This window comes from Bradyrhizobium sp. 22 (genome assembly GCF_000482425.1).
Classification (GTDB): domain Bacteria; phylum Pseudomonadota; class Alphaproteobacteria; order Rhizobiales; family Xanthobacteraceae; genus Bradyrhizobium; species Bradyrhizobium japonicum_B.
The window spans coordinates 4037263-4063669 of the sequence record NZ_KI519399.1; the positions used below are offsets into that span (position 1 = coordinate 4037263).

Sequence of the window (26407 nt, forward strand, 5' to 3'; positions counted from 1 at the left end):
CGAGAGCCCCGGCCAGACGCCGGGGCTCTTCGTTTTGGGCGGCCTCGTTCTTTCCAGGGTATACCGGCCTACCGCCGCTTCGCGTCGGGCGATTCCCGGCGCGGTGGCTGCGATTCGGCCACCGACTCACGGTGATCGGACCGTGGCGGCACGGCATCGATCTTGGAGAAGGCCGAATTTCCTAGCGAAACCCTACCTGGATTGGCTGCGCGATATTTTTCTCAAGTTATTGAATTTACCTCGCTATTGCCGATTTTGGCACGTCAGGCCCCAAATGCGCGCTCCTGGCGTTTTCGGGCGACTGTGCCTGCCCGGCAACAGCATTTCGGCGGGAAACGTCTATAGTCCGGGTCATCAGATGACACGAACTTCAGTGCGCTCGCGCCTGTTACGACAGACCAAGGTTGGGGATTTCGACATGAAGAAGATTTTGCTCGCACTGACCGCGGTTGCCGCGATGACCGGTTCGGCCTCGGCCGCCGACCTCGGCGCTCGTCCCTATGTGAAGGCCCCGATGCCGGCGCCCGTCGCCAACTGGACCGGCTTCTACGTTTTCGGCGGCGGCGGCGGCGGCCTCTCGAACACCGACCAGCATGTTCAGACCACGGTCGGCGCTGTTCCGCTGACGATCGATCAGCGCCAGGGCGGCTCGGGCTGGTTCGGCACCGTTGGTGCCGGTTATGACTGGCAGTTCAGCGGCACCTGGGTTGCCGGTGTGTTCGCTGACGGTCAGTTCGGCAGCATCAAGGGTACCATCCAGGATCCCACCGTTGTCGGCGGCCTCACCGGCTCTCAGAAGCTGGAAACCTCGTGGGCTGCTGGTGTGCGCCTCGGTTGGTTGGTCGCGCCGAACGTTCTCTCCTACGTCAACGGCGGTTACTCGGGCGCGCATTTCGGCCGTACCAACTTCACCAACCTCGCCGGCACTCCGGCCGGTATCCATCTCGACGGTTACGACCGTCACGGCTGGTTCATTGGTGGCGGCGTCGAGAACAGCCTGAACTTCTTCGGCATCACCTCGCCCGGCTGGTTCATGAAGACCGAGTATCGTTCGGCCTTCTACAGCGGCAAGACCCAGAACGAGCTGTTCGATGTGACCAACACGCTGGTCGGCCGCGACATTCGCGCCACCCACTGGAACCAGACGATCTCGACCTCGCTGGTCTACCGCTTCAACTGGACCGGTCCGGTCGTCGCCAAGTACTGATCCGAACGCAAGTTCAGACGTCAAAGCCCCGGCATCGTCCGGGGCTTTTTCGTTATGGAGTGTCGGCAGGCGCTGCTCGCCCTCGGCGACCGCACAAAGCGAACTGGGCCACCATCGCCGCCCATGCGGCGCGGTGATCGCACTGCATCGCGCACTACGACATGCGGTCCGCGGCGGCTCGGGCCGGCACGCCATTGTATCCAAACCAGAGCTGCGGTTACTGTGCGCCCAAGCTTTCGAGGCCGCAGCAGATCCTTCACGCCGCGAGTCGCGACAGAAGCGGACCGATGGGAGGAAGGCATGCGCAGATTTCTGCTTGTCGCAGGCCTGTTTGCAACCGCTCTCGGCCTGCTCTGGATTGGACAGGGCACAGGCACCGTCCCCTGGCCGAAATCGAGCTTCATGGTCAGCCAGCTGCAATGGGCCGGCTATGGCGCCGCCATGGCCGGCTTCGGGCTGGTGCTGATCTGGCAGAGCAACCAATAGAACAAATCAGGACATGAAAGCATGACATCCAGCCGGTTCGATCTCCGCGGCAAGGTCGCGATCGTCACAGGAGGCAATGGCGGCATCGGCCTCGGCATGGCGCGCGGTCTTGCCGATGCAGGCGCCGACATCGCCGTGGTCGGGCGCAACGAGGCGAAATCCAAGGCGGCCGTCGAAGATCTCGGCCGGCGCGGCGTCAAGGCGATCGCGGTTGCGACCGACGTCACCGACAGGGCCGCGATCGAAGCCATGATTGCCCGCGTGCTGAAGGATCTTGGCCGCATCGACATCCTCGTCAACAACGCCGGCATGAGCATCCGCAAGCCGCCGCACGAGCTCGAGCTCGACGAGTGGAACAAGGTGATCGAAACCAACCTCACCAGCGCCTTCCTGTGCTCGAAGCTCGCCTATCCGCACCTGAAGGCGTCCGGCAACGGCAAGGTGATCAACATCGGCTCGATGATGTCGATCTTCGGCGCGAGCTTCGCCACCGCCTATGCGGCGAGCAAGGGCGGCATCGTGCAGTACACGCGCGCCTGCGCCAATGCCTGGGCGCCCGACAACATCCAGGTCAATGCGATCCTGCCGGGCTGGATCGATACCGACCTCACCCGCGGCGCGCGGCAGCAGGTGTCGGGATTGCACGAGCGGGTGCTGGCGCGCACGCCGGCGGGACGCTGGGGCGACATCGACGACTTCTCAGGCATCGCCGTGTTCCTGGCATCGCCCGCATCGAACTTCGTCACGGGCACCGCGATTCCGGTCGACGGCGGCTTCTCGGTGATGGCCTGAGGCACGCGACGCGACGCATGAAAAGAGCCCCGGCATCCCTGCCGGGGCTCTTGAATCTAATGCCTGCCGCGATCAGTACTTCGCCATCACGGGGCCGCCGAACTTGTAACTGACGCCGACCGTGACGGTATGGTACTGGCTGGCGACGCTGTAGGGAACATTGCCGTTGGGCGTGACCAACGGCACGCCGGCGCGGCGATAGCGCTCGAAATCGTAGTAGCGATACTCGACCTTGCCGAGCCAGTTCGGAGCAAAGGCGTATTCCACGCCCGCACCCGCCGTCCAGCCGTTGGTGTTCGATGAGAAGGCATCGACACCGATCAAAAGATCCGTGTTCACGTGGCGCTGCTGGCCATAGGCCCAGCCGCCCGTCGCGAAGAGCAGCCATTTGTCGAAGGCAATGCCGGCCCGGCCACGGATGGTGCCGACCCAGCGCAGCGTGGTCTCGTCCCTGTTCCCGCCGACGAAATTGTCGTCGCCCTTGATGTCGGCCCAGGCGATATCGCCTTCGACGCCGAGCACGAAGTTCCTGATCTGCCAATTGTAGCCGGCGAGGCCGCCGGCGATGCCGCCGCTCGAGCTGTAGCTGTTCGTAAAACCGGCGTCATTGAGGCGATCGTGGTCGCCCCAGCCATATCCGCCGAACGCGCCGATGTAGAAGCCGGTCCAGTTGTAGATCGCCACCGGCGGCGCGATCGGCGCAGCCTTGACTGCCATGTCGGCTGCCGTCGCGATGCCGGGCGCGCCGACCAGAAGAGACATCATTCCTGCGAAAGCCAAAGCCCTTTTCATCGTATTGCTCCAGACAAAGTTGCAACGAAGCGAAATGGTCTAGAGACGAATTTATACGTGGCGCCGCTCGCGCCGCGAGAGTGAATCCGCCCTTCGCTCCGGTTCCCGTGCGCTATTCAGGAGAAAGTGGCATTCGGATCACGCAAGGGTCTGTGAGATTGACGTTTCTCTCCACGCAGAATGTCATTCACCGCGCAAAAAAGAAGCCCCGGACCAAGCCGGGGCTTTTGAATTTGGCAGTGCTTTTCTTGATCGTTGGTCGCGTTGCGTCGTCGACGTGCTCAGTAACGGGCGATGGTCGGGGCGTCGAACTTGTAGCTCGCGCGCACGACGGCCCATTGGATGTCGCGCGGCTTGGCGTCGAAGGTGTAGTTCCCCGCCGTGCCGCCGAGCTGATAGGTCTGGCTGCCGAAGGCGGCGTAATTGTATTCGAGGCCTACGATCCAGTTGCGGGTAACGCCGTATTCCCAGCCGGCGCCGACCGTCCAGCCGTTGGCCCAGTGGGTCTGTCCGCCCGAGCCTGTCGCCGGGCCGACCGTGTCGGTCACCGAGAGACGGTTGTTCACGCCGGCATAGCCGCCCTTGATGTAGAAGAGGTTGTTCTGCACGGCGAAGCCGGCGCGGCCGACCACGGTCGCGAGCACGTTGGCGCGCCAGGAGAACACGTCGTCCCCCGCACCGAACGCGGTGTTCGTGAACGAACCGTGGTTGTCGAGGCCGGAGATCGTGCCTTCCATGCCGAACACGTAATTGTTGGCCTGCCAGTTGTAGCCGATCTGGGCGCCGCCCATGACCCCCGAGCCGCGCTGACGATAGCCCTGGCCCGGGACGAGGTCGCCGAACGGCGCGCCGATCCCGTTGTTGACGAACTGCTCGTTGGTCCATGCGCCGCCGATGTGGCCGCCGACATAGAAGCCGGTCCAGGTGAACAGCGGCTCCGCATAGGCGGGCGCCTTGGTGTAGCGCGCGCCGAGATCGGCGGCGGAAGCAGCGCCGGTCGAAACCAGAGCGGTCGTGCAGGCGAAGGCGGCAATCAACTTGTTACGCATGGTACACCCCGTGTCCTTTGATGGGCGCACGGTCACAGACGGGCGTTACTAAAATTGGAATCAACACAGTTAACGCGGCGCGCCGGGCTGCGCAGGTCCACAAATCCACCCGCGCTGTTGCAGACCCGCAACGCCCGAGGTGCGATTTAACGCGACATTATCCCTACCGATATGTTGCGCTAGGGCGCTGCCTTCGAACGCACGTGCTCGGGCCGCACGCCGAGCGCCAGCAGGCGCGCCGGAATGCCCTGGAGCCATGGCAGCGCGGTGATGAGGCGCACGATCAGCGGCACCTTCAGCGGCCGGTCGCCGCTTCGCAGGGCGCCGCTGATGATGTTGTTCTGCACGAGCACCTGCATGCGCTGCGTCATCTTCACCGGAAACTCGCGGCGGCGCCTGACGGCATCGAGCTCGCTCTCGGACGGGCAGCCAAGCTGAAGCTTGTCCGCCAGCAGATTGGCGGTCGCGACAGCGTCCTGAACGGCGAGATTGACGCCGACGCCGCCCACCGGCGACATCGCATGCGCGGCATCGCCGATGCAAAGCAGGCCCGGCCGCGTCCAGCGCGGCAGGCGGTTGATCGCGACGGTCAGCAGCTTGACGTCGTCGAAGCTCTTCACGTCGGCAATGCCGCACCCGAGGACCGGGGCCATGCGCACGACGTCGTCGAGCAGCGCCTGCAGCCCCCTCGCCTTCACCGCCTGGTGCTGTCCCTTGGCGATGACGTAGGCGCATTGCCAATAATCGCCGCGATCGAAGGTGATCATCATCTTGCCGGGCTCGACGCGCGCGAACACGTTTTCCGTCTCCTCGGCGTTGCGGCCGGCGCGGAACCACAGCACGTCCATCGGCGCGCCGATCTCCTCGACCGCGAGGCCCGCGCGCTCGCGCACGGTCGAATGCCGGCCGTCGCAGGCAATGGTGAGATCGGCTTCGATGTCGATGAGGCCGTCAGGCGTCTTCGCGCGCACGCCGGCGATGGTCTCGCCGCGGCGGATCAGATCGACCGCCTCGGCGCTCATCATCACCTCGAGCGAGGCAAAACGCCGGCCGGCCTCGCGCAGGAAGTTCAGGAAGTCCCATTGCGGCATGAAGGCGATGAAAGGATATTTGGTGCGGAGTCGCGAAAGATCGGCGATGCGCACCGGCGTGCCGCCGAACAGGCCGTCCATCGTCTGCAGGCGCTGATGCGGGAGCTTCAGGAAGCCGTCGATCAGGCCGAGCTCGTCCATCACCTGAAGCGTCGAGGGGTGCACGGTGTCGCCGCGAAAATCGCGGAAGAAATCCGCATGCTTCTCCAGCACCACGACCTCGATGCCGGCCCGCCCCAGGAGATAGCCGAGCATCATGCCCGCAGGTCCTCCGCCGACGATGCAGCAGCGGACTTGTTTCGTCCGGTTCGATGGTTGGTCGGATGTCATTGCAGCCACGATCCGCGATGTGAGATCGATCAAGCCATGGCCGGCAATGTAACGCCGATTCCGCTCGAGCGGAGCTTGAAATCTGGATGCGCGATGCCGGCATTGACCGGCAGCTCGGATCGTGCCGGCCCGCCCGATCCCGGGAATAAGCCGCGCCCCCTGTTGTTATCAGGAGATACGACCCGACAAGGGCATCCGAGGGAACGTTCAACGTGGCATGGTTGCTTGCAGGGGTGGCAGCCTGGCTGACCATCAACATCGCGCTGGTCTATCTGCGCACGCGCCGAGCCGGCGATGCGGAAGAGAACGAGCCGCGGATGTAGCTCTGGCTGCGGCAGCCGTTCGCGTCAGGGCCGCCGGGCGCCACTTGCGAGGCAACAAATAGGCCCGCACCACGCGGGCCTATCCTGAACAGCAGCCAGCCTATTTCTGATCTTCGTTGCTGGTCCCGGTGCCCGGGCTGCCGATCGGCAAGCCGTTCGGCGCATGACCGACACCCGCGTTCCGTTCGGCTTGCGCGGCCGATGGCGAGGTGCCGTTTGCGGTCGGCGGCTGCACGTTCGGATTGTTCTGGCTCCTGTTGGTGTTGACGTTCGCCCCGGTCGTGGTGCCCTGCGTTCCCATGCCGGAAGGAGCCGATGGCCCCGAGTTGGCGCTGCTGGAGGACGTGCCCATTCCGGCGCCCGAGCTCGCCGCGGACCCGGCCCCGCCGGTCCCCGTTCCGGCAGCAGCACCGGCACTGGCACCGCCACCCGCACCGCCGCCTGCTCCTCCTCCTCCGCCGCCACCACCTCCTTGAGCGAAGGCCGCGGTCGAAAGTGCCGCACAAGCAATGGTCACGAGGATGGACTTGCGGATCATGGATCGTCTCCCTGGTTTGCTGGACAATCCAGGTCGCCCGGAAGTTGTTCCACTTCCGAGCATCACAACCTATCCGCCGACAATCGCCCTCAATTGTTACTGCGGTTCGCGCTGCGAAAACTCTTGATTTCGGACACGCTGCCGTCGCGATAGGTCAGCTCCACGGAGACGGTTTGCGTCGCCGGTGCGAGCTTCATGTAGAGCGGCATGCCGGCGGTGATGGCGCTGGGATCGCGCATGTCGCAGGGCGGCATCTTCAGCACCTGGTTGGGCACGGCAGTATCGATGCCGATGCGCACCTCGCGGATGGCGCAGCGGTAGGACACGAGGTGCGTGTAGTAGACCAGGAGCCCGTTGAACTCGCGGAACGACAGCCAGCTCGTCGAGGTCATGTCGAGGATCTTGCGCTGGTCGCGGATCAGTGCGGCCTCGGGATCGAACCGGATCGGGAACGGCCCCTGCATGTCGCCGGACTGGTCGACATAGCGGACCTCGATGGTGCCGGCCTGCGCATCCCCAGGCAATTCGATCGACGGGTTCGGCATCCGCTTGCGCGTGCGCGGATCGAGCGTGTCGATGAAGCCGGTCTCGCGGAAATCGCCCTTGCCGGCCATGCGCCAGGAAATGCCGAGCGTAGGATCTGCGAACGAGAACACCACGCTCCAACCGCCATTGTGCCGCGAGAAGCTCGCGATCGGCGCGTTGAGGCTCTCCTCCTTCGGCAGCTGCGGCACCGACACCGGCGGCAGCACGGCGAGCTTCTGCGGCGGCGGATCGTCGGAACGCGCGACGGCGTCCTTGGCGAGACCGCTGAGGAAGACGTCGTCCACCATCTGGTCGAAATAAACCGGCACCTGCCTGTGCTTGACGGTATCGGCCAGCTCGCTGACGGCGCGGCGGGTGCGCTGCGCCACCTGCACGAGGTTCTCGCCGGGCTTGAGCAGCTCCTTGGCGAAGGTGCGCGTGAACACCGAGTTGGGATTGGTGTCGTCATTGGACAGACGATCGAGCGCGGTCTGGCGGGGACCGGCCGAGAATACCGAGAACACGCCTTCGGGCAATTGCGTCATCGGCGCGAGCCCGCCGGCGCCGGCAACCGCGCGGGTGCCCTTGCGTTCGAACGGATTGTTGCGGCACGCGTCGAACACCAGGATCGAGGTCCGCGCCTTCTTGTTCTGTAGGCGCTCGACGATGCGGTCGGCAAGGATCGCGGAGTCACGCACCAGCTCCTCCTGCCCTTCCGTCGCCGCCGGCACGTCGGTCGGCAGCAGGTAGTTCTGGCCCGCGATCTCGAAGCCGTGGCCGGCGTAGAAGAAGAACGCGGTATCGCCGGGCTCGATCGCCTTGTCGAAGGCGAGCAGCGTCTCGGAGAATTGCTGCCGGCTCTGGTTCTCCGCCACCATCACCGAGAAACCGAGCTGCTTCAGCGTGTCGCCCATGGTACGGGCGTCGTTGACCGCCTTGAGCAGCTTCGGGACGTTCCTGTAATCGTTGTTGCCGACCACCAGCGCGACGCGCTTCTCGGCATGAGCGGGAAGCGCAAAACCGCTCAGACCCGCCGCGAGGCCCAGGGCCGCCAGAATTCTGAAAAACCGACGCGTCATCGCAAATTTCCCGTTGCAGATCGGCGGAGAGGCCGCTTCCTTTGAACGGCAGTTCATTGGACCCCCTGCCGCTGAGGGATAGTCGGCCCAGACGTAACCGCGGTTCAAGGGACCCGGGCTCCGGTTCCATGATCTGGCTATGGCAGATTCCCGCGGAATCTGCTCCTTCTAGGGCAATTGCGCGCCCGAGCGGTTGATCGCCGATATCGCGGCCGCCTGCCGCTTCGAGAGCCTGGCGACCTACTACCGGGTCTTCAATGCCGCCTACGGCATGACCCCAGGTGACTTCCGGTCCGACTACCGGGCCCAGGGCTCGGAGGGTTAGCCGGCGGGCTCTTCGCTCCGCGCGGCTACCATGCCCTTGGGAGCCATTCGGCCATTCAGATCTTCCCCTCGATCTTGAGGTAGTCGACCTTTCCGACCGAAAGCGCCCGCAGTGACTTCGCGGAACTCCATTCGCCGAGTTGCTCGGCAGCATAGGCGGAGATCGACCCCGATTTCCGCATCAGATCGTTGCCCGCCTTGCTTGCCACGCCGGCGGCCAGCGCGCGCTTGCCGAAACTGAACGCCGCCGCAGAGTCGTTTCGATTGAGGTAAATGTGCGCCGAATTGTTGAACGCCCAGGCGCGACGCTGGTCGCTATCGCTCGCAACATCGGCGAACAAGCGATACGCGTTGGCGCGCGCCAGCGCATCCTTGTCCGTCATTGCGGCCGACAAGAGATCGTCCGGTTGAACGTTCAGCGCGGTAAGCACGCCCTTGGTCGTCCTGACGGTGACATCGTTCGGATCGTCTGCGAGCGAAGGGACGGCAGCACGCAGCGAGGCATAGAGCGTGACGAGACCATCGACATTTCCCGTCTTGGCCGCGAATTTCCGCTGCATCTCCCGATGCAACTCGTCGCGGTAATCGTCCAGATAGTCCATGAATTCGTCCGATCCGACCAAGTGAAGGTGTCCCTCGCCCGACGACCGCGACGTATTCGCCGTCGAGTACATGCGCTCCGACGCGATCCATCTCGGAACAGTTCCGTCGCCCTCGTCGCACAGCTTGGTGTCGATCGTTGCCGTTTCGCTCAGAGTGGCTGGTTGATTGATCGTCACCTCGCAAATGGTTTTGCGGCGCATCCCTGAAACCCAGACGACGTCGAACTTCTGCTCGGGCCGGTAGCGGCTGATCCCACATGCAAAGTCGCGGGCCGCGCTCAACAGTTTCGGCAATTGCTTGTCAACGAAGCTGGCCCGATCGATCGACGGATCAATGAACTTGGGCCAGCGGAGCAGCTTCCACGTGCGGTGGTCGAACAGATCGATTTGCGAGGACGTACTTCCATTCGTCGACTTGACGAACACCAGCGAGGGCCATTTTGGATCGGCGAAACACTTGTTCGTGTTGACGATCGGCAGCAGTTCATAGGCGCTCGGGAACGTTGCACCGAAGGCGTTCAGCGATCTGGAGAACGTGGCCGCATCGGCCCGGCCGAGGATCGCATTCAGCGTCGTGTCGTCGCGGTCGACAAACAGCGAATAGCTGTCGGCAAAGGCGGTGATTGCCTTGGGCGCTCCATAGTGAGGCGTGCCCACGAAGATGATGCGCTTGATTTTTGCCCAGCCGGCAAACGTGTCTCCCGGCGAACATCCGGACGTTTCGTAGATGTCCTTCAGCCACGACTTGACCACCAATCCGCCCATGCTGTGAGCGATGACGACCAAAGGCCGCGTCGCGAACTCGGCCTTGTTGTCGCACATCCATGCCCCGAACTTCTTCGCGCTCCAGGCATTTGGCTGGCGCCAATCGTAACCGAACTTGCGCACACTATCGCCTGCGGAGAGATCGAGAAACGCGAGCTTTGCGACTGCTTTTCCGTAGACGTCGAATGCCTTGTTGAGGACGTAGTAGTCTTCCAACGGCTCGGCGGCGACCTGGTCCGTTTCGTCGTATTGCAGAAACCTGTTGGGAGCAGAAAAGACCCCGTCTGCCCGCCCCCATATCAGCTCCTTCTTGCCGTTCGGCAGCGTCTTGGTCAGGCGCGAACCCATGACTCCCGGCACAAAGATGAACAGCGGGAAGGTTTCGGCTGCCGCCGCTTCCATGTCCGATCTTTGCGAGGCGGGCAGTTGCTGGATCGCGGCCCGGACTTCGCTCCCCGCAGGAAGGCGAAGGCTGACCGGATCGGCACCGGCGTTGGACCCCTGCAACGCCATGGCAACCAATAGCAGCGGGCCGCAGATCTGCTTGATCAAGGACATGAGCCTCCCCCCTCTTCGCCAGGATATCCGAAACGTCCCCGGCACTTCAACGAGGCTGCAAACTTGACCGCCGCAACTCGGGAGTGAGTTCGGCGCCACACCTTGGGGGTCGGGCTGGCCCGTTCCGGAAGCTTGGCCGCTCCCCACGTCCTGTGCCAGCTGGACAGAAAAGACGAGCGACGCCCGAGATTTGGGCAAAAACCTCAGGTTTTTTAGGGCCTTCCCGCGCCTGCTCCATTGACTTTGGCCGATTCCCGCCTATGTTCCGTGGCGACGCGGCTCAGATCGAAGAGCGATTCCTGAGCCTTGCGCTTTGTTCGCGTGAGTCAGCACCCCCAGCTTCTTTGAGAGCGCGCCGTTTCGGGGTGGAACGCGACAGCCTTATCACCCTCGATTCCGAACGGCGGTTTCGACCAGAGGCTCAATGTCCTTTTCAAATCTCGGACTGTCCGAAAAAGTCCTCGCCGCAGTGGCGGCCACCGGTTACACCACCCCGACCCCCATCCAGGAACAGGCGATCCCCCACGTCCTCGCACGCAAGGACGTGCTCGGCATCGCCCAGACCGGCACCGGCAAGACCGCGGCCTTCGTGCTGCCGATGCTCACCATCCTCGAAAAAGGGCGCGCCCGGGCACGGATGCCCCGCACCCTGATCCTCGAGCCGACCCGCGAGCTCGCCGCCCAGGTCAAGGAGAACTTCGACCGCTACGGCGCCGGGCAGAAACTGAACGTCGCCCTGCTGATCGGCGGCGTCTCCTTCGGCGACCAGGATGCCAAGCTGACGCGCGGCGTCGACGTGCTGATCGCCACCCCCGGCCGCCTGCTCGACCACACCGAGCGCGGCGGTCTCCTGCTCACCGGTGTCGAGCTGCTCGTCATCGACGAAGCCGACCGCATGCTGGACATGGGCTTCATCCCCGACATCGAGCGCGTCTGCAAGCTCGTCCCGTTCACACGGCAGACGCTTTTCTTCACCGCGACCATGCCGCCGGAGATCCGGCGCATCACCGAAACCTTCCTGCACAATCCGCAGAAGGTCGAGGTCTCCAAGCCCGCCACCACCGCCGTCACCGTCACGCAGGTCCAGGTGCCTGCCGGCCGCGAGGCGCACGAGAAGCGCGAGCTGCTGCGCCGCCTGCTGCGCGAGGCCAAGGACCTCAAGAACGCGATCATCTTCTGCAATCGCAAGCGCGAGGTCGCGGTCGTTCACAAATCGCTGCAAAAGCACGGCTTCAGCGTCGGCGCGCTGCACGGCGACATGGATCAGTCGGCCCGCACGGCCGCGCTCGAGCAATTCCGCAAGGGCGAGCTGCCGTTGCTGGTCGCTTCCGACGTCGCCGCTCGCGGCCTCGACATTCCCGAGGTCAGCCACGTCTTCAATTTCGACGTCCCCCATCACGCCGACGATTACGTCCACCGCATCGGTCGCACCGGCCGCGCCGGCCGCACCGGCACCGCGATCTCGATCGTGACGCCGCTCGACCAGAAGTCGATGGTGGCCATCGAGAAACTGATCGGCCAGAGCATTCCGCGCGCCGAAGGCGATTACGAAGTCCAGGCCGAATCCTCCGATGGGTCCGAGCGTCCGCGCGAGGCGCGTGGCCGCGAACGTTCACGCGGCGGACGCGGCAAGCCGCAGCGCGGCCGCGACCGTGAGCGCAGCCACGAGCCGCGCGAGGCGCGTGGCGAGGCAAGGCATTCCTCTGAAGCCAGGCATTCTTCTGAAGCAAGGCATTCGTCCGAGACGAGACATCCCGCCGAAGCAAGGCATCGGGCCGACGAGAAGCCCGCCGGCGAGCCGCGTCGCGGCGCGCGCCAGCAGGCCAACAATGCGCATGTGCCGTCGATCGGCCGTCCCGAACCGCGCCGCCAGCGCGAGGCCGATACCGAGCCCGGCGATCATTCGCACCTGCCGGCGTTCCTGCTCCGGCCCGTGCGTTCGTCTCCCGCCGGGGCCTGAAGCGCGGGAGCGCGCTCCAGGTTTCAGTTGCGGAAACGGGAAGCACACGTTTTTAGACGCTTCGTGAACGTATATTTACGGGGCGTTCACGATCGTCCGTTAGCCTACGAACATAATTTAAGCATTGCTGCGGTCGCCGGCGCTCCGACCGCTGTGGGGTATGTTCTGTGGTCAAGGTGCTCGACGAACACGAACGCACGATGGCGTTCGCCGAAGTGGCGCTCGGTCAAATCCGATCGCTTCGGCAGACGGCGATTCCCCGCAATTACGAGATCTGGTACGTCTACGCGACCGGCTACAACGCACCGCTCAACAAGATCGTCAACGAGACGCTGGCGCGCAGCGGCAAGCTGACCGAGGCCGACCTCGAGCAGATCTACGAGACCTATCTCTCCCACATCAAGACCACCGACCGCATCGACAAGGTCGGCGCGCGCGTCATCGGCGAGATCGACGACGTGATGAAGGTCTTGAGCGACGCCCTCGGCATGACCGGCTCCTACGATACCACCCTGTCCGGCGCGGCCGCGAAGCTGTCGTCGGCCAAGAGCGGCGACCAGATCAAGACGATCGTCGAAACGCTGCTGCGCTCGACCAGCGAGATGCGCGAAACCAACAAGGCGCTGGAAGACCGCCTGGCGCTGTCGAAGAACGAGATCAGCAATCTCCAGCAGAGCCTGGAGGCGATCCGCGCCGAGAGCCTGACGGATCCACTCACCGGCCTTGGTAACCGCAAATATTTCGACCGCATGATCGACATGGCGGTGCAGAGCGCGCTTGCCTCGGGCGAGCCGCTGTCGCTGCTGCTGTTCGACATCGACCACTTCAAGTCGTTCAACGATTCCTACGGCCATCTCACCGGCGACCAGGTGCTGCGGCTCGTCGGCCTGTCGCTGAAGCAGACCATCAAGGGCCAGGACATCACCGCGCGCTATGGCGGCGAGGAATTCGCGGTCGTGCTGCCCAACACCGCGCTGCGGCAGGCCCTCACGGTGGCCGACCACATCCGCCGTGCGGTGATGGCGAAGGAATTGAAGAAGAAGTCCACCGGCGAGATCCTCGGCCGCGTCACCATCTCGGTCGGCGTGTCCATGCTGAAGCCGAGCGACGACACCGACGCGCTGATCGAGCGCGCCGATGCCTGCCTCTACGCCGCCAAGCGCAACGGCCGCAACCGCGTGATCTGCGAGGCGGATCCGGAATACGCGGTCGAGTCGCACAGCCGCGTGGCGTAGGTTTCCATCAACTGCCGCAGGGTAGTCGCAGGGTTGGCAAAAGGCGCAAAGCGCCGTGCCCACGTATAGTCCGTGGGCACGCTCCGCTTTGCCCACCCTAGGGCACCGCCGCTTGACAATCTCCAATCGCAAGCAACATCTTCCTCGCTGCTTGAACATCGAGGTCTTGTCGTCTTGCCCAACCCTCACGATTTCCACACGCCGCAACCGTCATACACCAGAGCCGAGCTGCTGAGATCGAGCGAAGGCGGCTATTTCGGCCCGGGCAATGCGCAATTGCCAGCACCGCCGATGCTGATGATGGATCGCATCACGGAGATCAGCATGGACGGCGGCGCGTTCGGCAAAGGCCATATCGTCGGCGAGCTCGACATCACGCCAAGCCATTGGTTCTTCGACTGCCACTATCGCGGCGACGCGATGATGCCGCCAACCCTGGGCCTCGACGCCATGTGGCAGATGATCGGCTACTGGCTCGGCTGGTCGGGCTCACCGGGCAAAGGCCGCGCCATCGGCGTCGGCGAAGTCGAGTGCACCGGCACTGTGACACCCGACACGAAGCGCGTTCGCTACGAGGTCGCGATGCGCATGGTCCGGCGCGGCAAGCTGGTGCTCGGAATCGCCGATGGGCGCGTGCTGGCCGACGGCGCATCTGTCTTCGCAGCGAAGGATATGCGCGTCGGCCTGACCAAGGCCGCGGACTAGCCCCTGTACTCATCAAGCCGTTGGCCGCTGATGTCTGCTCAGCGCCGATAGCGACGAACAAACGATATCTCCGGAGATCGCTCGCCACGGAGCCGCGGCCTGCGCAATCGTGCTCGCGTTTCAACGCTCTCGAGATAGCCTGCACAAAATGCGGGGCGTCAGAGATGAGACTGACGCTAGTTGCGCCTCGTGGTGATACTCTGGAACAGCGCCGGTACGTCTGCGATCACTGCGATCGTATTGAAAGCTATCTCATCCATTCCTTGCTCGTTCCGCGATTGAGCGCCTTACTTCTTGGTCGCCGGAACCTTGAAGCCCCCCGGAACCTTGGTTGGATTCCTCCGCTCTACGCGCGTCAATCGCGTCCTGCAAAATGAACATTGGTAGGTCCGAAGCTCATGCCTGCGCTTCAGAAGCTCGACCTCCCTCGTTTCGACGTTGCAGTCTATGCAGATCGGAACCGCCATGATTCTTCCGCCTGATTTCGCAGGACCTCAGTCGCGAAGCCGTCTCTCTGCATCGATCGATCTTCTTGTCGAGAGATGCACTTCGCGTACTTGGGCTGTCGTTGGGGTCGACACGGTTCCTCACTTAACAAATGATCGCTCTGCAAACGAAGATTGCGACGTGTGTCTGTCGCGCTACAGCAAATGCACTGAATCGAGAGCTAGTGGTTTTGGGGCAGAGATCAACACATGAAAGATTCGAAATGAAAAGGTTCCTTCTCGCTACTGTCGCTTTGGCCGCCCTAGCGGGTACAGCATCGGCAGCTGATATGGCCGCGCGTCCCTACACCAAAGCCCCAGCGATGCAGCCTTCGCCGATTTACAATTGGACCGGCTTCTACATTGGTGGTCACGTCGGCGGCGCATTCGGCGGCGACAACAACATTCTGGCCCCCGGCTTCACCGGCACCAGCAGCAACGACGGTGTGTTCATGGGCGGCGCGCAGGTCGGTTACGACCATCAGTTCTCACCGAACTGGGTGCTAGGCGTTGAAGCGAACTACAGCTTCCTCGACACCAACAGCGACCCCTTCGTCAACCGTGGGCTCGGTTCGGTCACCGGTCGCCTCGGCTACACCTGGGGTCCGGCGCTGCTGTACGTCAAAGGCGGTTATGCCTGGGCTGACTCCCGCCTTACGAACGGCTTCGGCGGTGGCACCTTTACCAACAATGGCGGTGGTCGCGACGGCTATACCGTAGGCGGCGGCCTCGAATATCTGTTCGCCCAGAATTGGTCAGGCAAGGTCGAATACCAGTACTACGACTTCGGCACCCGGAACGCTCTCTTCACCAGCGCCGCTGGTGTTGTTACGGCCGTAGGCTTCCGCAACGACGAGCACACCGTCAAGGCTGGCCTGAACTATCGCTTCAATTGGGGCGCTGGCGCCGGCTTCTAGGCACCAACGACTTGGATGATACACTCAAAGGGTCAGCCATCTGGCTGGCCCTTTCTCATAGGAGTCGTTGCTTACCGAGGCCTGGTGACTGACTTAGATCCAATTGGACGATTCCGCGGCTGGGAAGTGGCGCGGGTCGACCGCGATATAGATCCCAATCGACGCCCGCAGGCGGTTTGCCGCCCAAGCCGCTTAGGGCACGAGGTCTGGCATGTGATCATGCCTGACCTCACCTTGATTCAATGAGGACCCTTGGACAGCCGTGGTGCATGAGCGCCGTTTGGAAGGTCGCGCCTGTTGCTCCGGTCTACCCAACCAGCCGACAACGTGCACGCCGCCCGAACTTCGCGTTCGGGCCACAAGCGGAAGCGCACTGAACGGCGCATCTGTCATCAGATCGAAGGACGCTGGTGCAGGTAGATCCTTTCGAACTGGCCAACTTCCTCAACTTTGGCTTGGTCAAGCAAGTGGAAAGTTCTGCGCTCGATCGCGACGATTCCTTCTTGGCGAAGCTGTTGGAGCGTTCGGTTGACGTGCACCACGGACAGGCCGAGGCAGTCTGCCAGCTCGATTTGCGTGATTGGCAGCTCAAACGACCCGTTTAGCGTCCGCCCGATTAAAGCGAGGCGCTCGTGGAGCTCCGCTAGCATGTGTGCCATTCGAGCGCGCGCTGGCCTGCGGCCGACATTGACGATCCATTCCCTGAAGATTGCGGAATCGACCAATGTCTCACGCCAAAGCGCAGCCGCCACGTTCGGACGCATTTTGATCAGTTCACGTAACGCATCGTGTTTGATGAAACCGAGCGTGCATTCTGTGAGCGTCGTTAGGTCATGGTCCATGACGTGCAAGTGAAGGCTTTGAAGGTCCGGGATTTCTCCCGGAATATGGAGTGACAAAATCTGCCTTTGTCCGTCTTGCGTTAGCTTCGACCGGAAGGCGAACCCATCAACGATCAGGCAGGACTCCGACGGGCGGTCACCGTCGCGCACAAAGCGGTGCTGCGCAGCGACACGCTTGCTATGGATGGGAAGCTGTTGAATCGCCAGGATGTCGTCCTGGTCGAGCCGATTGACCTTGCTAAGCTTCTGAACGAGTGCAGCCGTCAATGTCCCCGGCATCACACCACTCCGCGCTTGAGGAAGTTGAGCCGGAATGGGGAACTCGCCGCTCCAGCCGGCAAGGCGGGAGCACAAAACTCTCAGCCACCAGCGCCCAAGAGTCTCAGCCGGTGATAGGGGGATAAACACATGTTAAGGGGAAGGTTCCAGATGAACTATGTTAATCCAGTCGAAAATGTTCGATCTCGAAGCGTAAGGCAATCCGCAGAACCGGGCCCAGATCATCACGAACTTCGATCGCAAGCGTCCTGATGACAGAGCTAGGCAGCACATCCTTGGCAAGTTCGGTCAATGCCGTCGTCGCCTGGGCCTTCACATCGTCCAAGGAGGAGAAGTCAAGGCCCTCATCGTCGGCGATGAATCTATCGTTGTCTCGTGAGTCGAAGTAATAGCGCGGCATCTTCCACAATCAGGAACGCTCACGTCCGTTCCTAGCCCTCGTCCGCTCAGGGGTCACAAGGGGCGTTTTGCGGGCGAAGCAGTCACTTCCGGTCTCCCCTGAGCAGTGGTCGTTTTAACCGGCTATTGGCGGGTCGCTGAAGGGCCAGGAGCCGATCTCGACGCCCCACGTCCTAAGGTGGGCGTCCTGATCCGCTGTTCACCATGGCTTAACCCTGCGCACCGAGTGCCAGATCGGGCCATTGATCCAGCCTCGTTCAGCCAACCCCCCGCAACCTTTACTTACCTTTTCTCCAGCAGGTTGCGAGGGCGTGGGAGAATGGATCATCAATATGACGGCCGTCGAGTTACCTGCGGATGCGCCCGCGCAGAGATTCGCTGCGCCCGGTGTCCGCGTTCTCTGCATCCTCTTCTTCTTTTCCGGCTTTCCGGCGCTGATCTACCAGCTGACCTGGCAACGAAGCCTGTTCCGGATCTTCGGCGTCAATTCGGAATCAGTCACGATTATCGTGACCGCCTTCATGCTCGGGCTCGGGCTTGGCAGCCTGTGTGGCGGCTGGATATCCCGACGCACCAACGTCAAGCCGCTGTTGCTGCTCGGAGTGATCGAGCTTGCGACCGCCGCATTTGGATTGGCCTCGCTCCAGATCTTCGAGACGGTGGGCGCCATGGTGGCAGACCTGCCGCTGCCCGCCCTCGCCGCAATCAACCTCGTCCTGGTGCTGCTGCCGACCCTTCTGATGGGCGCAACGCTGCCGATCCTGGTCTCGTATCTGGCACGCATGACCGGCGAGATCGGGGACGCCGTCGGCACGCTCTATTTTGTCAATACGCTCGGCGCCGGTGCCGCGTGCCTCGTATGCGCCACCCTGATCTTCCCTTTTCTCGGCATGCATGAGTCAATCACGATCGCGGCTGGAATCAATCTCGTGGTCGGCGCCGGCGCGATCGCGGCGCACATTCTCTCTGCTCCCGGCGCGACGCCGGACTCGCAGACGTCGACCAAGGCTCCGGACACGCAGCCGATCCTCGGCATGGGTGTTGTCGTCCTGCTCGCGATGGCGGGTGGATTCATCTCGTTGTCCTACGAGATCTTCCTGTTCCGCGTGATGTCGTTTGCCTCGGGATCGAGCTCGCTGGCATTTGCGATGACGCTCTATGCTTTCCTGACAGGTATCGCGGTCGGCGCGCGAAAGGCCGGACAGTCCTGCAGGTCGCTCGCGCCGCAGGATGCCTTGCGCCAGGCCGCGAGCGATCTGATCTGGGCCAATTTGTTCGCCGCGATGTTCCTTCCGTTGATGACGCAATTGGCCTGGGTCGGCGCCGGCGCGATCGGCATCGCCGTCGCGATCACCTACCTGATCGCGCGGCAATGGGGTGCGCTGCTCCCGTATCTTTCACAGTTTGGCATCGCGACCGACGAACGAATCGGCCAGCGGACGGCGCTGCTTTATTTCGCCAACATCGCTGGCTGCGCCAGCGGGGCGATCCTCACGGGCTTCGTGCTGACGGAGTATCTTGGAATCAGGCAGATCGCGGCGATGCTGCTCGTCGGCGGCACGATGGCCGCATTTGCATTGATAGCGCTTGCCCCAAGGCAGGAGCGAAATCGTCTTGGCTATCTTGCCATCGCGGTTCTCGTCCTCGGCCTCGGCGCAAGCGCCTTGTTGAGCCAACGGCTGCTGGAAAATCTGCAGGCAAAGACGCTCGCCGACCACGACTTCGCTGAGATTGTCGAGAATCGCAGCGGCATCATCACCGTCGACACCGACGGCACCGTCTTTGGCAACGGCATGTATGACGGCCGCTTCAACACGGATCTGAAGTCCGACCGCAATGGCATCATCCGGCCGTACGCGCTGAGTCTGTTCCACCCCGCACCACGGCAGGTGCTGATGATCGGCCTCTCGTCCGGTTCATGGGCTCAGGTCATCGCCAACAATCCCGACGTGGAATCGCTCACGATCGTCGAGATCAATCGCGGATATCTCGAGTTGATCGCAAAGCACGACGATGTCAGATCGATCCTGAACAATCCCAAGGTCAGGATCGTGGAGGACGACGGCCGCCGTTGGCTCCGCCACCATCCCGACGCACGTTTCGATGCGGTCGTCTCCAACACGACGTGGCATTTCCGCGCGAACGCCACCAATCTGCTGTCGTCGGAATTCCTTGGCCTCGTGCAGCAACACCTCAAGCCCGGCGGGATCTTCTTCTACAACACCACCAATTCGCGGCGCGCGCAGCGCACAGGCTGCACCGCCTTCGCCTACGGTGCCCGGTTCCTGAACCATATGGTGCTGTCGCAGACCCCGATCGCGTGGGATCATGAGCGCTGGCGACGAACGCTCGAAACTTACAGCATCGACGGCAAACCCGAATTTGCTTCCGATGACGCTGACCGCGCTCGGCTCGACGCACTGATTGCCGACTTCCGTCAGGATGGTCCCACGATCGAACCATGTCCGCAGCTGCTGGAGGCGACCGCCGGCCAAACCCTCGTGACCGACAACAATATGGGCACCGAGTGGCGCTACTTCCTCGGTTTGGAGTGAGCGCCGTGCCCACCATCTCGGCATAACTATCTCGAACGGCGGGCCCGCTTCCGCCTTCGCTCTGCGAGCTGCGGCGGACGAGTCGCTTTGCCCGCCCGACGCACCGACTTCTTGACTGCCTTCTTCGCCGTCTTCTTGGCAGCAGGCTTCTTCGGCTCGGTTTTCTTGCTGGCCGCCTTCTTCCCCTTCGGCCGCTTCTTCACCTTGGCGCGCTGGGCGGCGGCGAGTGCCGCCCTCGCCCATTGCACGAACTCCTCGGAATCGTCGAACAGCCGCGCCGGCAGCTCCCAGTAGGAGTTGACCACCACGGTCTTGGCGCGGGTCGAATATTGGAACGGCTTCGAGCCTTCGGCCTCGAAGTCCGGGATGGTCACGTCGTCGGCGCGGAAGAACAGGCCGGCGCGCAAGGACAGAGCGAAGTTGATGCCGTCGGCGGAGATGCCATAGCCCGAGAACATCCTGCGGATGGTCACAGGGCCGAAATCGGCGAACAGGTCGATCAGGAATTCGCGGTCCATACGCACGCTCCCTCGTGCCCCGGACGCGGCGCGCCGTGCAACGGTGCGCCGCTGAGCCGGGTCCCAGCCCCTCCGAGACGGAACCATAGCGTGGGTCCCGGCTCTGCGCAGCAGCAGCATAAGCGCGTTTACGCGCGTCTTCGACACGCTATGGCGCTGCACCGCGTCCGGGACAAGAGAGCAGAGCGTAGGCGGAATTACCCGTCGATCTTGGCCGGCCGCAGCTCGACGGACTCGCCGCAGCCACAGGCGGAGATCTGGTTGGGGTTGTTGAAGACGAACTGGGCCTGCATCTTGTCGGCCCTGTAGTCCATCTCGGTGCCGAGCAGGAACAGCACGGCCTTGGGGTCGACCAGGATCTTGACGCCCTTGTCCTCGACGACCTCGTCGGTCGGCCGGATCTCGTGGGCATATTCGACCGTGTAGGACTGGCCGGCGCAGCCGCCGTTCTTCACGCCGACGCGCAAGCCGACGATCTCGGAATCCGCACGCTGGGTCAGCTCGGTGATGCGCTGGGCGGCCGCATCCGTCAGCCGCATCACCTGCGGGCGCGGACGCCGCGGCTTCGGAGTGGATGCTGGGGTCGAACCTGACGAAATCTGGGTCATCTTATCTATCTGGTCCGTTGCGGAGCGAATTCAATGCCGGTGTAACCCGTCACCACATGTTGAGGACGAGGCGGGCCTCGTCACTCATGCGCTCGGGCGACCACGGCGGCTCCCAGACCACCTTGACGTCGACCACGCCGACGCCGGGAACGCTGGCGACCGCGTTCTCGACCATGGTCGGCAGCTCGCCAGCGGCGGGGCAGTTCGGCGTCGTCAGCGTCATCTGCACGTCGACGGAGCGGTCGTCCTTGATCTCGACCTTGTAGATCAGGCCGAGCTCGTAGATGTCGGCGGGGATTTCCGGGTCGAACACGGTCTTGAGCCCGGCGATGATCTCGCGGGTCAGCCGCTCGGTCTCCTCCGGCGGCAGCGCCGAATGGGTCTCCATCGGATTGGCTTTGATTTCGGCCGTGTCACTCATGCGAACAAATCCCGCGCCTTCAACAGCGCCTGTGCCAGATGATCGACTTCTTCCCGCGTATTATACATGCCGAACGAGGCCCGGCAGGTGGCCGTCACGTTGAACCGCTCTAAAAGCGGCATCACGCAATGGGTGCCGGCACGCACCGCGATGCCCTGGCGGTCGATCACGGTGGCGACGTCGTGGGCGTGCGCGCCCTTGAGCTCGAAGGAGATCACCGGGCCCTTGCCCCGGGCCGTGCCGATCAGCCGCAGCGAGTTGATCTCGCGCAGGCGATCCTGGGCGTAGGTGGTGAGATCGGCCTCGTGCGCGGCGATGCGTTCCTTGCCGATCGAGTTGACGTAGTCGATGGCCGCGCCAAGGCCGACGGCCTCGACGATCGCCGGCGTGCCCGCCTCGAACTTGTGCGGGGGATCGCCATAGGTGACGACATCGCGCGAGACTTCCCGGATCATCTCGCCGCCGCCGTTGAAGGGGCGCATCGCGACGAGATGGTCGTACTTGGCCCAGAGCACGCCGATGCCGGTCGGCCCGTACACCTTGTGGCCGGTGAAGACGTAAAAGTCGCAACCGATGTCCTGGACGTCGATCGGCAGATGCACCGCGCCCTGGCTGCCGTCGACCAGCACGGGAATGCCGCGCGCATGCGCGATCCTGACGACCTCCTTGACCGGCACGATGGTGCCGAGCGCGTTCGACATCTGGGTGATCGCGACCAGCTTGGTCTTGGCCGTGAGCAGCTTCTCGAACTCGTCGATGAGGAAGTTGCCTTCGTCGTCGACCGGCGCCCATTTGATCACCGCGCCTTGGCGCTCCCTGAGGAAATGCCAGGGCACGATGTTGGAATGGTGCTCCATGATCGAGATGACGATCTCGTCGCCTTCCCCGATGTTCGGCCCGCCCCAGGACGACGCGACCAGATTGATCGCCTCGGTCGCGTTGCGGGTGAAGATCACTTCCTCGGTCCGCGGTGCATTGATGAACTGCGCCACCTTGGTGCGGCCGCCCTCATAGGCTTCGGTCGCCGCGTTCGCGAGGTAATGCAGGCCTCGATGCACGTTGGCATATTCGGATGTATAGGCCTGCGTCATGCGCTCGAGCACGGCGCTCGGCTTCTGCGCGGAAGCGGCGTTGTCGAGATACACGAGCGGCTTGCCGTAGACTTGCAGCGCGAGCGCCGGAAAGTCCTGGCGCACGCGCGCGACGTCATAGGCGCCGTTCCTGACCGCGGGATGCGTGCTCATGAGCGCCGCTCCAGCCAGCGCTCGGCGATGCCGATCACGTGCTCGCGCAGGGCCTCATCGGCGATCTGCTCGACCGCCTCGCCGACGAAAGCCTGGATCAGCAGCGCCTGGGCCTGCTTTTCCGGCAGGCCGCGCGCCTTCAGATAGAACAGCAGGCTGTCGTCGAGCGCGCCGGCGGTGGCGCCGTGGCCGCAGGAGACGTCGTCGGCAAAAATCTCGAGCTCGGGCTTGTTGTCGGCCTCGGCCTCGTCAGAGAGCAGCAGCGCCCGCGTCATCATCTTGCCGTCGGTCTTCTGCGCGTCGGGACGGACGATGATGCGGCCCTGGAACACCGAGTGGCCGCGGTCGTCGATCACGGCGCGGAAGATCTCGCGGCTGACGCAGTTCGGCACGGCGTGGTCGACCACCAGCGTGGTGTCGCCATGCTCGGTCTTCTTCAACAGGTTGACGCCGTTGGCCGAGAGCTCGCTGCCCTCGCCCGCCAGCGTGATGAAGCCCTGAAGGCGGCTCACCGCAGCGCCGGTGGTCATGTTGAAGAAATTGTACTTCACGTTGGCGCCGATGGTGACGAAATGCGACGACACGTTCACCGCGTCGGGCGCATCGTCCATCAGGCGGATGTGGGCGACGTCGGCATCATCGCCGACCGAGAGGAGCACGGCGTCGTTGACCTGGTAAGCCCCGGCGTCCGCCGCAACGAAGGTCTCGACGAGAGTGGCGCGAGCCCCCTTCCCGACCACGATCTGCGAGCGGGTGAACGCCGACGCTGACCCGGCGGCCGCGATGTGGATGATCTGGATCGGCGCGGACAGCTGTGCGCCGTCGGCGATCGACAACACGAATCCGTCGGTCGCCATCGCCGCGTTCAGCGCGATCACCGCATCGGTGGCCGCGGTCTTCAGCAGACCGGCGTCCTTGTCCAGCGCCTCGCGCAGGGTCTTGAATCCTGCCTCGGCGGCAAGCGCCTTGACGTCGGACAGATCGGCCGCGAACACGCCATCGACCAGCACCAGCTTGCGGGCACCGGCGATCGCATGCACCTTCACCGCGTCCGCGGCGCGCTTCACCACGGCCGCATCGGGGCTGGCCGCCAGCGGCAGCACCTCGCCGACCAGCGCGCGCAGGTCGGTGTATTTCCATTCCTCGATCCGGCGGTGCGGCAGGCCGAGACGCTCATAGGTCTCGAACGCCTCGCGGCGCACCGCGATCACGTCAGGCGAACCCGGCAGCCGGCCCTCGGCGCTGGTGAAGAGATCGCTCACCGCGCGGCCCTTTCCGGTCTTTGCCGCAGCAACGTTCATTGCAAACAATCCTTACGCGGCATCCTCGAACTGGGCGTAGCCGGACGCTTCCAGCTCCAGCGCCAGCTCCTTGCCGCCGCTCTTCACGACACGGCCCTTCGACATCACGTGCACGACGTCGGGCACGATGTAGTTCAGCAGCCGCTGATAATGGGTGATGACGACCATCGAACGCTTCGGCGAGCGCAGCGCGTTGACGCCGTCGGCCGCGATGCGCAGCGCGTCGATGTCGAGGCCCGAATCCATCTCGTCGAGGATGCACAGGCTCGGCTCGAACAGCGCCATCTGCAGCACCTCGTTGCGCTTCTTCTCGCCGCCGGAGAAGCCGACATTGACGCCGCGCTTGAGCATGTCCTGCGGGATGTTCAGCGACTTCGAGACTTCGCGGACCTTCTTGAGGAAATCCGGCGTCGAGTATTCATCCTCGCCGCGCGCCTTGCGCTGGGCGTTGAGCGCCGTGCGCAGGAAGTTCATGGTGGCGACGCCGGGAATCTCGACCGGGTACTGGAACGCCAGGAACACGCCCTTGGCGGCGCGCTCGTTCGGCTCCATCTCCAAGAGGTCTTCGCCCTTGAACAGGATCTGGCCGTCGGTGACCTCATAGCCGGGCTTGCCGGCGATGACGTGCGAGAGCGTCGACTTGCCGGAGCCGTTCGGCCCCATGATCGCGTGCACCTCGCCCTCGTTCACGGTCAGCGTCAGCCCGTGGAGAATCTCACGCTCCTCGACACGAACCTTGAGGTCTTTCACTTCAAGCAAAGCCATCATGTTTTTCCATCTATCCCTTCATCCCAGGGAGCGCCGCAAGGCGCGTCTCGAAGGATTGAGGCCAACAATCTTTCCGGTATCCATCCTTCGAGACGGCCGCTGCGCGGCCTCCTCAGGATGAGGTCCGAGTTAGCCGACCGACCCTTCCAGCGAGATCGAGATCAGCTTCTGCGCTTCCACCGCGAACTCCATCGGCAGCTGCTGCAGCACGTCCTTGACGAAGCCGTTGACGACGAGGCCGACCGCTTCTTCCTGGCTGAGCCCGCGCTGGATGCAGTAGAACAGCACGTCCTCGGAGATCTTCGAGGTGGTTGCTTCGTGCTCGAACGTCGCCGAGGAATTCTTGGCCTCGATGTACGGCACGGTGTGCGCGCCGCATTTGTCGCCAATGAGAAGAGAGTCGCACGCGGTGAAGTTGCGGGCGCCGGTCGCCTTGCGGTGCGCGGTGACGAGGCCGCGATAGGTGTTCTGCGACCTGCCGGCGGCAATGCCCTTGGAGATGATGCGGCTCGACGTGTTCTTGCCGAGATGGATCATCTTGGTGCCGCTGTCGACCTGCTGGAAGCCGTTCGAGATCGCGATCGAGTAGAACTCGCCGCGCGAATTGTCGCCGCGCAGGATGCAGCTCGGATATTTCCAGGTGATCGCAGATCCCGTCTCGACCTGGGTCCACGAGATCTTGGAATTGGCCCCGCGGCAATCGCCACGCTTGGTGACGAAATTGTAGATGCCGCCCTTGCCTTCCGAATTGCCGGGGTACCAGTTCTGCACCGTCGAATATTTGATCTCGGCATCGTCATGCGCGACGAGCTCGACCACGGCGGCATGCAGCTGGTTCTCGTCGCGCTGCGGCGCGGTGCAGCCTTCGAGATAGCTGACGTAGGAGCCCTTGTCGGCGATGATCAGCGTGCGCTCGAACTGGCCGGTGTTGCGCTCGTTGATGCGGAAATAGGTCGACAGCTCCATCGGGCAGCGCACGCCGGGCGGCACGTAGACGAACGAGCCGTCGGAGAACACCGCCGAGTTCAGCGTCGCATAGAAATTGTCCGAGGTCGGCACCACCGAGCCCAGGTACTTCTGCACCAATTCAGGATGCTCGCGGATCGCCTCCGAGATCGGCATGAAGATCACGCCGGCCTTCTTCAGCTCGGCCTTGAACGTGGTCGCCACCGAGACCGAATCGAAGACAGCATCGACCGCGATCTTGCGGCGGGCCGGGTCTTCCTCGCCGGGCTTGGGCTCGACGCCTTCGAGCATGGCGACTTCCCGCAAGGGAATGCCGAGCTTCTCGTAGGTCTTCAGGATTTCGGGGTCGATCTCGTCGAGCGAGGTGACCGTCTTCTTCGGCTTCGGCGCCGCATAGTAATAGAGATCCTGGAAGTCGATCCTGGGATAGTCGACGCGGGCCCAGGTCGGCTCGGCCATGGTCAGCCAACGGCGATAAGCCTCGAGCCGCCACTGGAGCATCCAGTCGGGCTCGTTCTTCTTCTGCGAGATGAACTTGACGGTGTCTTCCGACAGCCCCTTCGGGGCCTTGTCGGACTCGATCAGGGTCTCAAACCCATAACGATACTGGTCGACGTCGATGCGCTTCACGCGCTCGACCGTCTCTTGTACGGCTGGCATTCCATCCTCCGCTCGCGGTTTCAAGGACCGCGGTGGATCAAACTCGGTCGAGTATTACGATATTTCTCTGCGGAAAGCACGGG

23 protein-coding genes and 1 pseudogene are annotated in these 26407 nt (G+C 63.4%); 9 read left to right on the forward strand and 15 right to left on the reverse strand.

Going from position 1 to position 26407, the window contains the following annotated elements; genetic code table 11:
• Window positions 1–418: 418 nt before the first annotated feature.
• The 3 genes from K410_RS0120620 (at window position 419) to K410_RS0120630 (ending at window position 2485) form a co-directional block, all read left to right on the forward strand.
• Window positions 419–1207 (forward strand): outer membrane protein, encoded by a 789-nt coding sequence (locus K410_RS0120620; protein ID WP_028136631.1) that lies wholly within the window; start codon window positions 419–421, stop codon window positions 1205–1207.
• 300 nt (window positions 1208–1507) lie between these two features.
• A complete protein-coding gene (locus tag K410_RS0120625) occupies window positions 1508–1693 on the forward strand; it encodes a hypothetical protein (protein WP_028136632.1) in 186 nt (61 codons plus the stop codon).
• Between the two features lie 21 nt (window positions 1694–1714).
• On the forward strand, window positions 1715–2485 hold the full coding sequence (locus tag K410_RS0120630; protein ID WP_028136633.1) for an SDR family NAD(P)-dependent oxidoreductase: 771 nt from the start codon (window positions 1715–1717) through the stop codon (window positions 2483–2485).
• A gap of 72 nt (window positions 2486–2557) precedes the next feature.
• Here the strand turns inward: K410_RS0120630 and K410_RS0120635 are convergent, their stop codons facing one another.
• From K410_RS0120635 to K410_RS0120660, 5 genes are all read right to left on the reverse strand, one after another.
• The gene (locus K410_RS0120635) at window positions 2558–3277 is read right to left on the reverse strand and encodes an outer membrane protein (protein WP_028136634.1); all 720 of its coding nucleotides are present in this window, start codon (window positions 3275–3277) and stop codon (window positions 2558–2560) included.
• 281 nt (window positions 3278–3558) lie between these two features.
• Complete coding sequence (locus K410_RS0120640) at window positions 3559–4326, reverse strand: outer membrane protein (protein WP_028136635.1); 768 nt, start codon at window positions 4324–4326, stop codon at window positions 3559–3561.
• Between the two features lie 179 nt (window positions 4327–4505).
• Entirely contained in the window at window positions 4506–5747 is a 1242-nt protein-coding gene (locus K410_RS0120645) for an FAD-dependent oxidoreductase (protein ID WP_028136636.1), read from the reverse strand.
• Window positions 5748–6170: 423 nt separating this feature from the next.
• Entirely contained in the window at window positions 6171–6608 is a 438-nt protein-coding gene (locus K410_RS40455) for a hypothetical protein (RefSeq protein ID WP_063831428.1), read from the reverse strand.
• An 89-nt stretch (window positions 6609–6697) separates the two neighbouring features.
• Window positions 6698–8212 (reverse strand): caspase family protein, encoded by a 1515-nt coding sequence (locus K410_RS0120660; protein WP_028136638.1) that lies wholly within the window; start codon window positions 8210–8212, stop codon window positions 6698–6700.
• Window positions 8213–8393: 181 nt separating this feature from the next.
• On the opposite strand from K410_RS0120660, the pseudogene K410_RS38540 reads away from it, so the two are divergent.
• Window positions 8394–8537: pseudogene (locus tag K410_RS38540) on the forward strand (AraC family transcriptional regulator); the annotation flags it as partial.
• A gap of 55 nt (window positions 8538–8592) precedes the next feature.
• On the opposite strand, the gene K410_RS0120670 reads toward K410_RS38540, so the two are convergent.
• A complete protein-coding gene (locus tag K410_RS0120670) occupies window positions 8593–10461 on the reverse strand; it encodes an alpha/beta hydrolase (RefSeq protein ID WP_028136639.1) in 1869 nt (622 codons plus the stop codon).
• 424 nt (window positions 10462–10885) lie between these two features.
• Between K410_RS0120670 and K410_RS0120675 the strand changes: the two genes are divergently transcribed.
• The 4 genes from K410_RS0120675 to K410_RS0120690 all read left to right on the forward strand — a co-directional run bounded on the left by K410_RS0120675 (window position 10886) and on the right by K410_RS0120690 (window position 15763).
• On the forward strand, window positions 10886–12421 hold the full coding sequence (locus K410_RS0120675; protein ID WP_028136640.1) for a DEAD/DEAH box helicase: 1536 nt from the start codon (window positions 10886–10888) through the stop codon (window positions 12419–12421).
• 167 nt (window positions 12422–12588) lie between these two features.
• On the forward strand, window positions 12589–13656 hold the full coding sequence (locus K410_RS0120680; protein WP_028136641.1) for a GGDEF domain-containing protein: 1068 nt from the start codon (window positions 12589–12591) through the stop codon (window positions 13654–13656).
• Between the two features lie 174 nt (window positions 13657–13830).
• Window positions 13831–14361, forward strand: coding sequence for a bifunctional 3-hydroxydecanoyl-ACP dehydratase/trans-2-decenoyl-ACP isomerase (fabA, locus tag K410_RS0120685; protein WP_028136642.1), 531 nt, complete (start codon window positions 13831–13833; stop codon window positions 14359–14361).
• Window positions 14362–15070: 709 nt separating this feature from the next.
• Window positions 15071–15763 carry an outer membrane protein gene (locus K410_RS0120690; RefSeq protein WP_028136643.1) on the forward strand — a complete coding sequence of 231 codons (693 nt, stop codon included), beginning with the start codon at window positions 15071–15073 and terminating at the stop codon, window positions 15761–15763.
• 392 nt (window positions 15764–16155) lie between these two features.
• Here K410_RS0120690 and K410_RS0120695 read toward each other — a convergent pair whose 3' ends face one another.
• A complete protein-coding gene (locus K410_RS0120695; protein WP_028136644.1) occupies window positions 16156–16884 on the reverse strand; it encodes a Crp/Fnr family transcriptional regulator in 729 nt (242 codons plus the stop codon).
• 160 nt (window positions 16885–17044) lie between these two features.
• Window positions 17045–17284, reverse strand: a complete 240-nt coding sequence (locus K410_RS0120700) for a DUF6894 family protein (protein ID WP_028136645.1) — start codon at window positions 17282–17284, stop codon at window positions 17045–17047.
• A 331-nt stretch (window positions 17285–17615) separates the two neighbouring features.
• On the opposite strand from K410_RS0120700, the gene K410_RS0120705 reads away from it, so the two are divergent.
• Entirely contained in the window at window positions 17616–19838 is a 2223-nt protein-coding gene (locus K410_RS0120705) for a fused MFS/spermidine synthase (protein WP_155253524.1), read from the forward strand.
• Between the two features lie 26 nt (window positions 19839–19864).
• On the opposite strand, the gene K410_RS0120710 is transcribed toward K410_RS0120705, so the two are convergent.
• The 7 genes from K410_RS0120710 to sufB form a co-directional block, all read right to left on the reverse strand.
• Window positions 19865–20356, reverse strand: a complete 492-nt coding sequence (locus K410_RS0120710; protein ID WP_028136647.1) for a TfoX/Sxy family protein — start codon at window positions 20354–20356, stop codon at window positions 19865–19867.
• A gap of 197 nt (window positions 20357–20553) precedes the next feature.
• Window positions 20554–20964, reverse strand: coding sequence for a HesB/IscA family protein (locus tag K410_RS0120715; protein WP_080672183.1), 411 nt, complete (start codon window positions 20962–20964; stop codon window positions 20554–20556).
• A gap of 49 nt (window positions 20965–21013) precedes the next feature.
• Entirely contained in the window at window positions 21014–21385 is a 372-nt protein-coding gene (locus K410_RS0120720) for an SUF system Fe-S cluster assembly protein (protein ID WP_018641712.1), read from the reverse strand.
• Window positions 21382–22629 (reverse strand): cysteine desulfurase, encoded by a 1248-nt coding sequence (locus K410_RS0120725; RefSeq protein ID WP_028136649.1) that lies wholly within the window; start codon window positions 22627–22629, stop codon window positions 21382–21384. The genes K410_RS0120720 and K410_RS0120725 overlap by 4 nt, the downstream gene beginning before the upstream one ends.
• The gene (sufD, locus tag K410_RS0120730; RefSeq protein ID WP_028136650.1) at window positions 22626–23930 is read right to left on the reverse strand and encodes a Fe-S cluster assembly protein SufD; all 1305 of its coding nucleotides are present in this window, start codon (window positions 23928–23930) and stop codon (window positions 22626–22628) included. Before sufD ends, K410_RS0120725 begins: the two co-directional genes overlap by 4 nt.
• A 12-nt stretch (window positions 23931–23942) precedes the next feature.
• Complete coding sequence (sufC, locus tag K410_RS0120735) at window positions 23943–24695, reverse strand: Fe-S cluster assembly ATPase SufC (RefSeq protein WP_028136651.1); 753 nt, start codon at window positions 24693–24695, stop codon at window positions 23943–23945.
• Between the two features lie 132 nt (window positions 24696–24827).
• Window positions 24828–26324 (reverse strand): Fe-S cluster assembly protein SufB, encoded by a 1497-nt coding sequence (gene sufB / locus K410_RS0120740; RefSeq protein WP_028136652.1) that lies wholly within the window; start codon window positions 26322–26324, stop codon window positions 24828–24830.
• Window positions 26325–26407 lie beyond the last annotated feature (83 nt).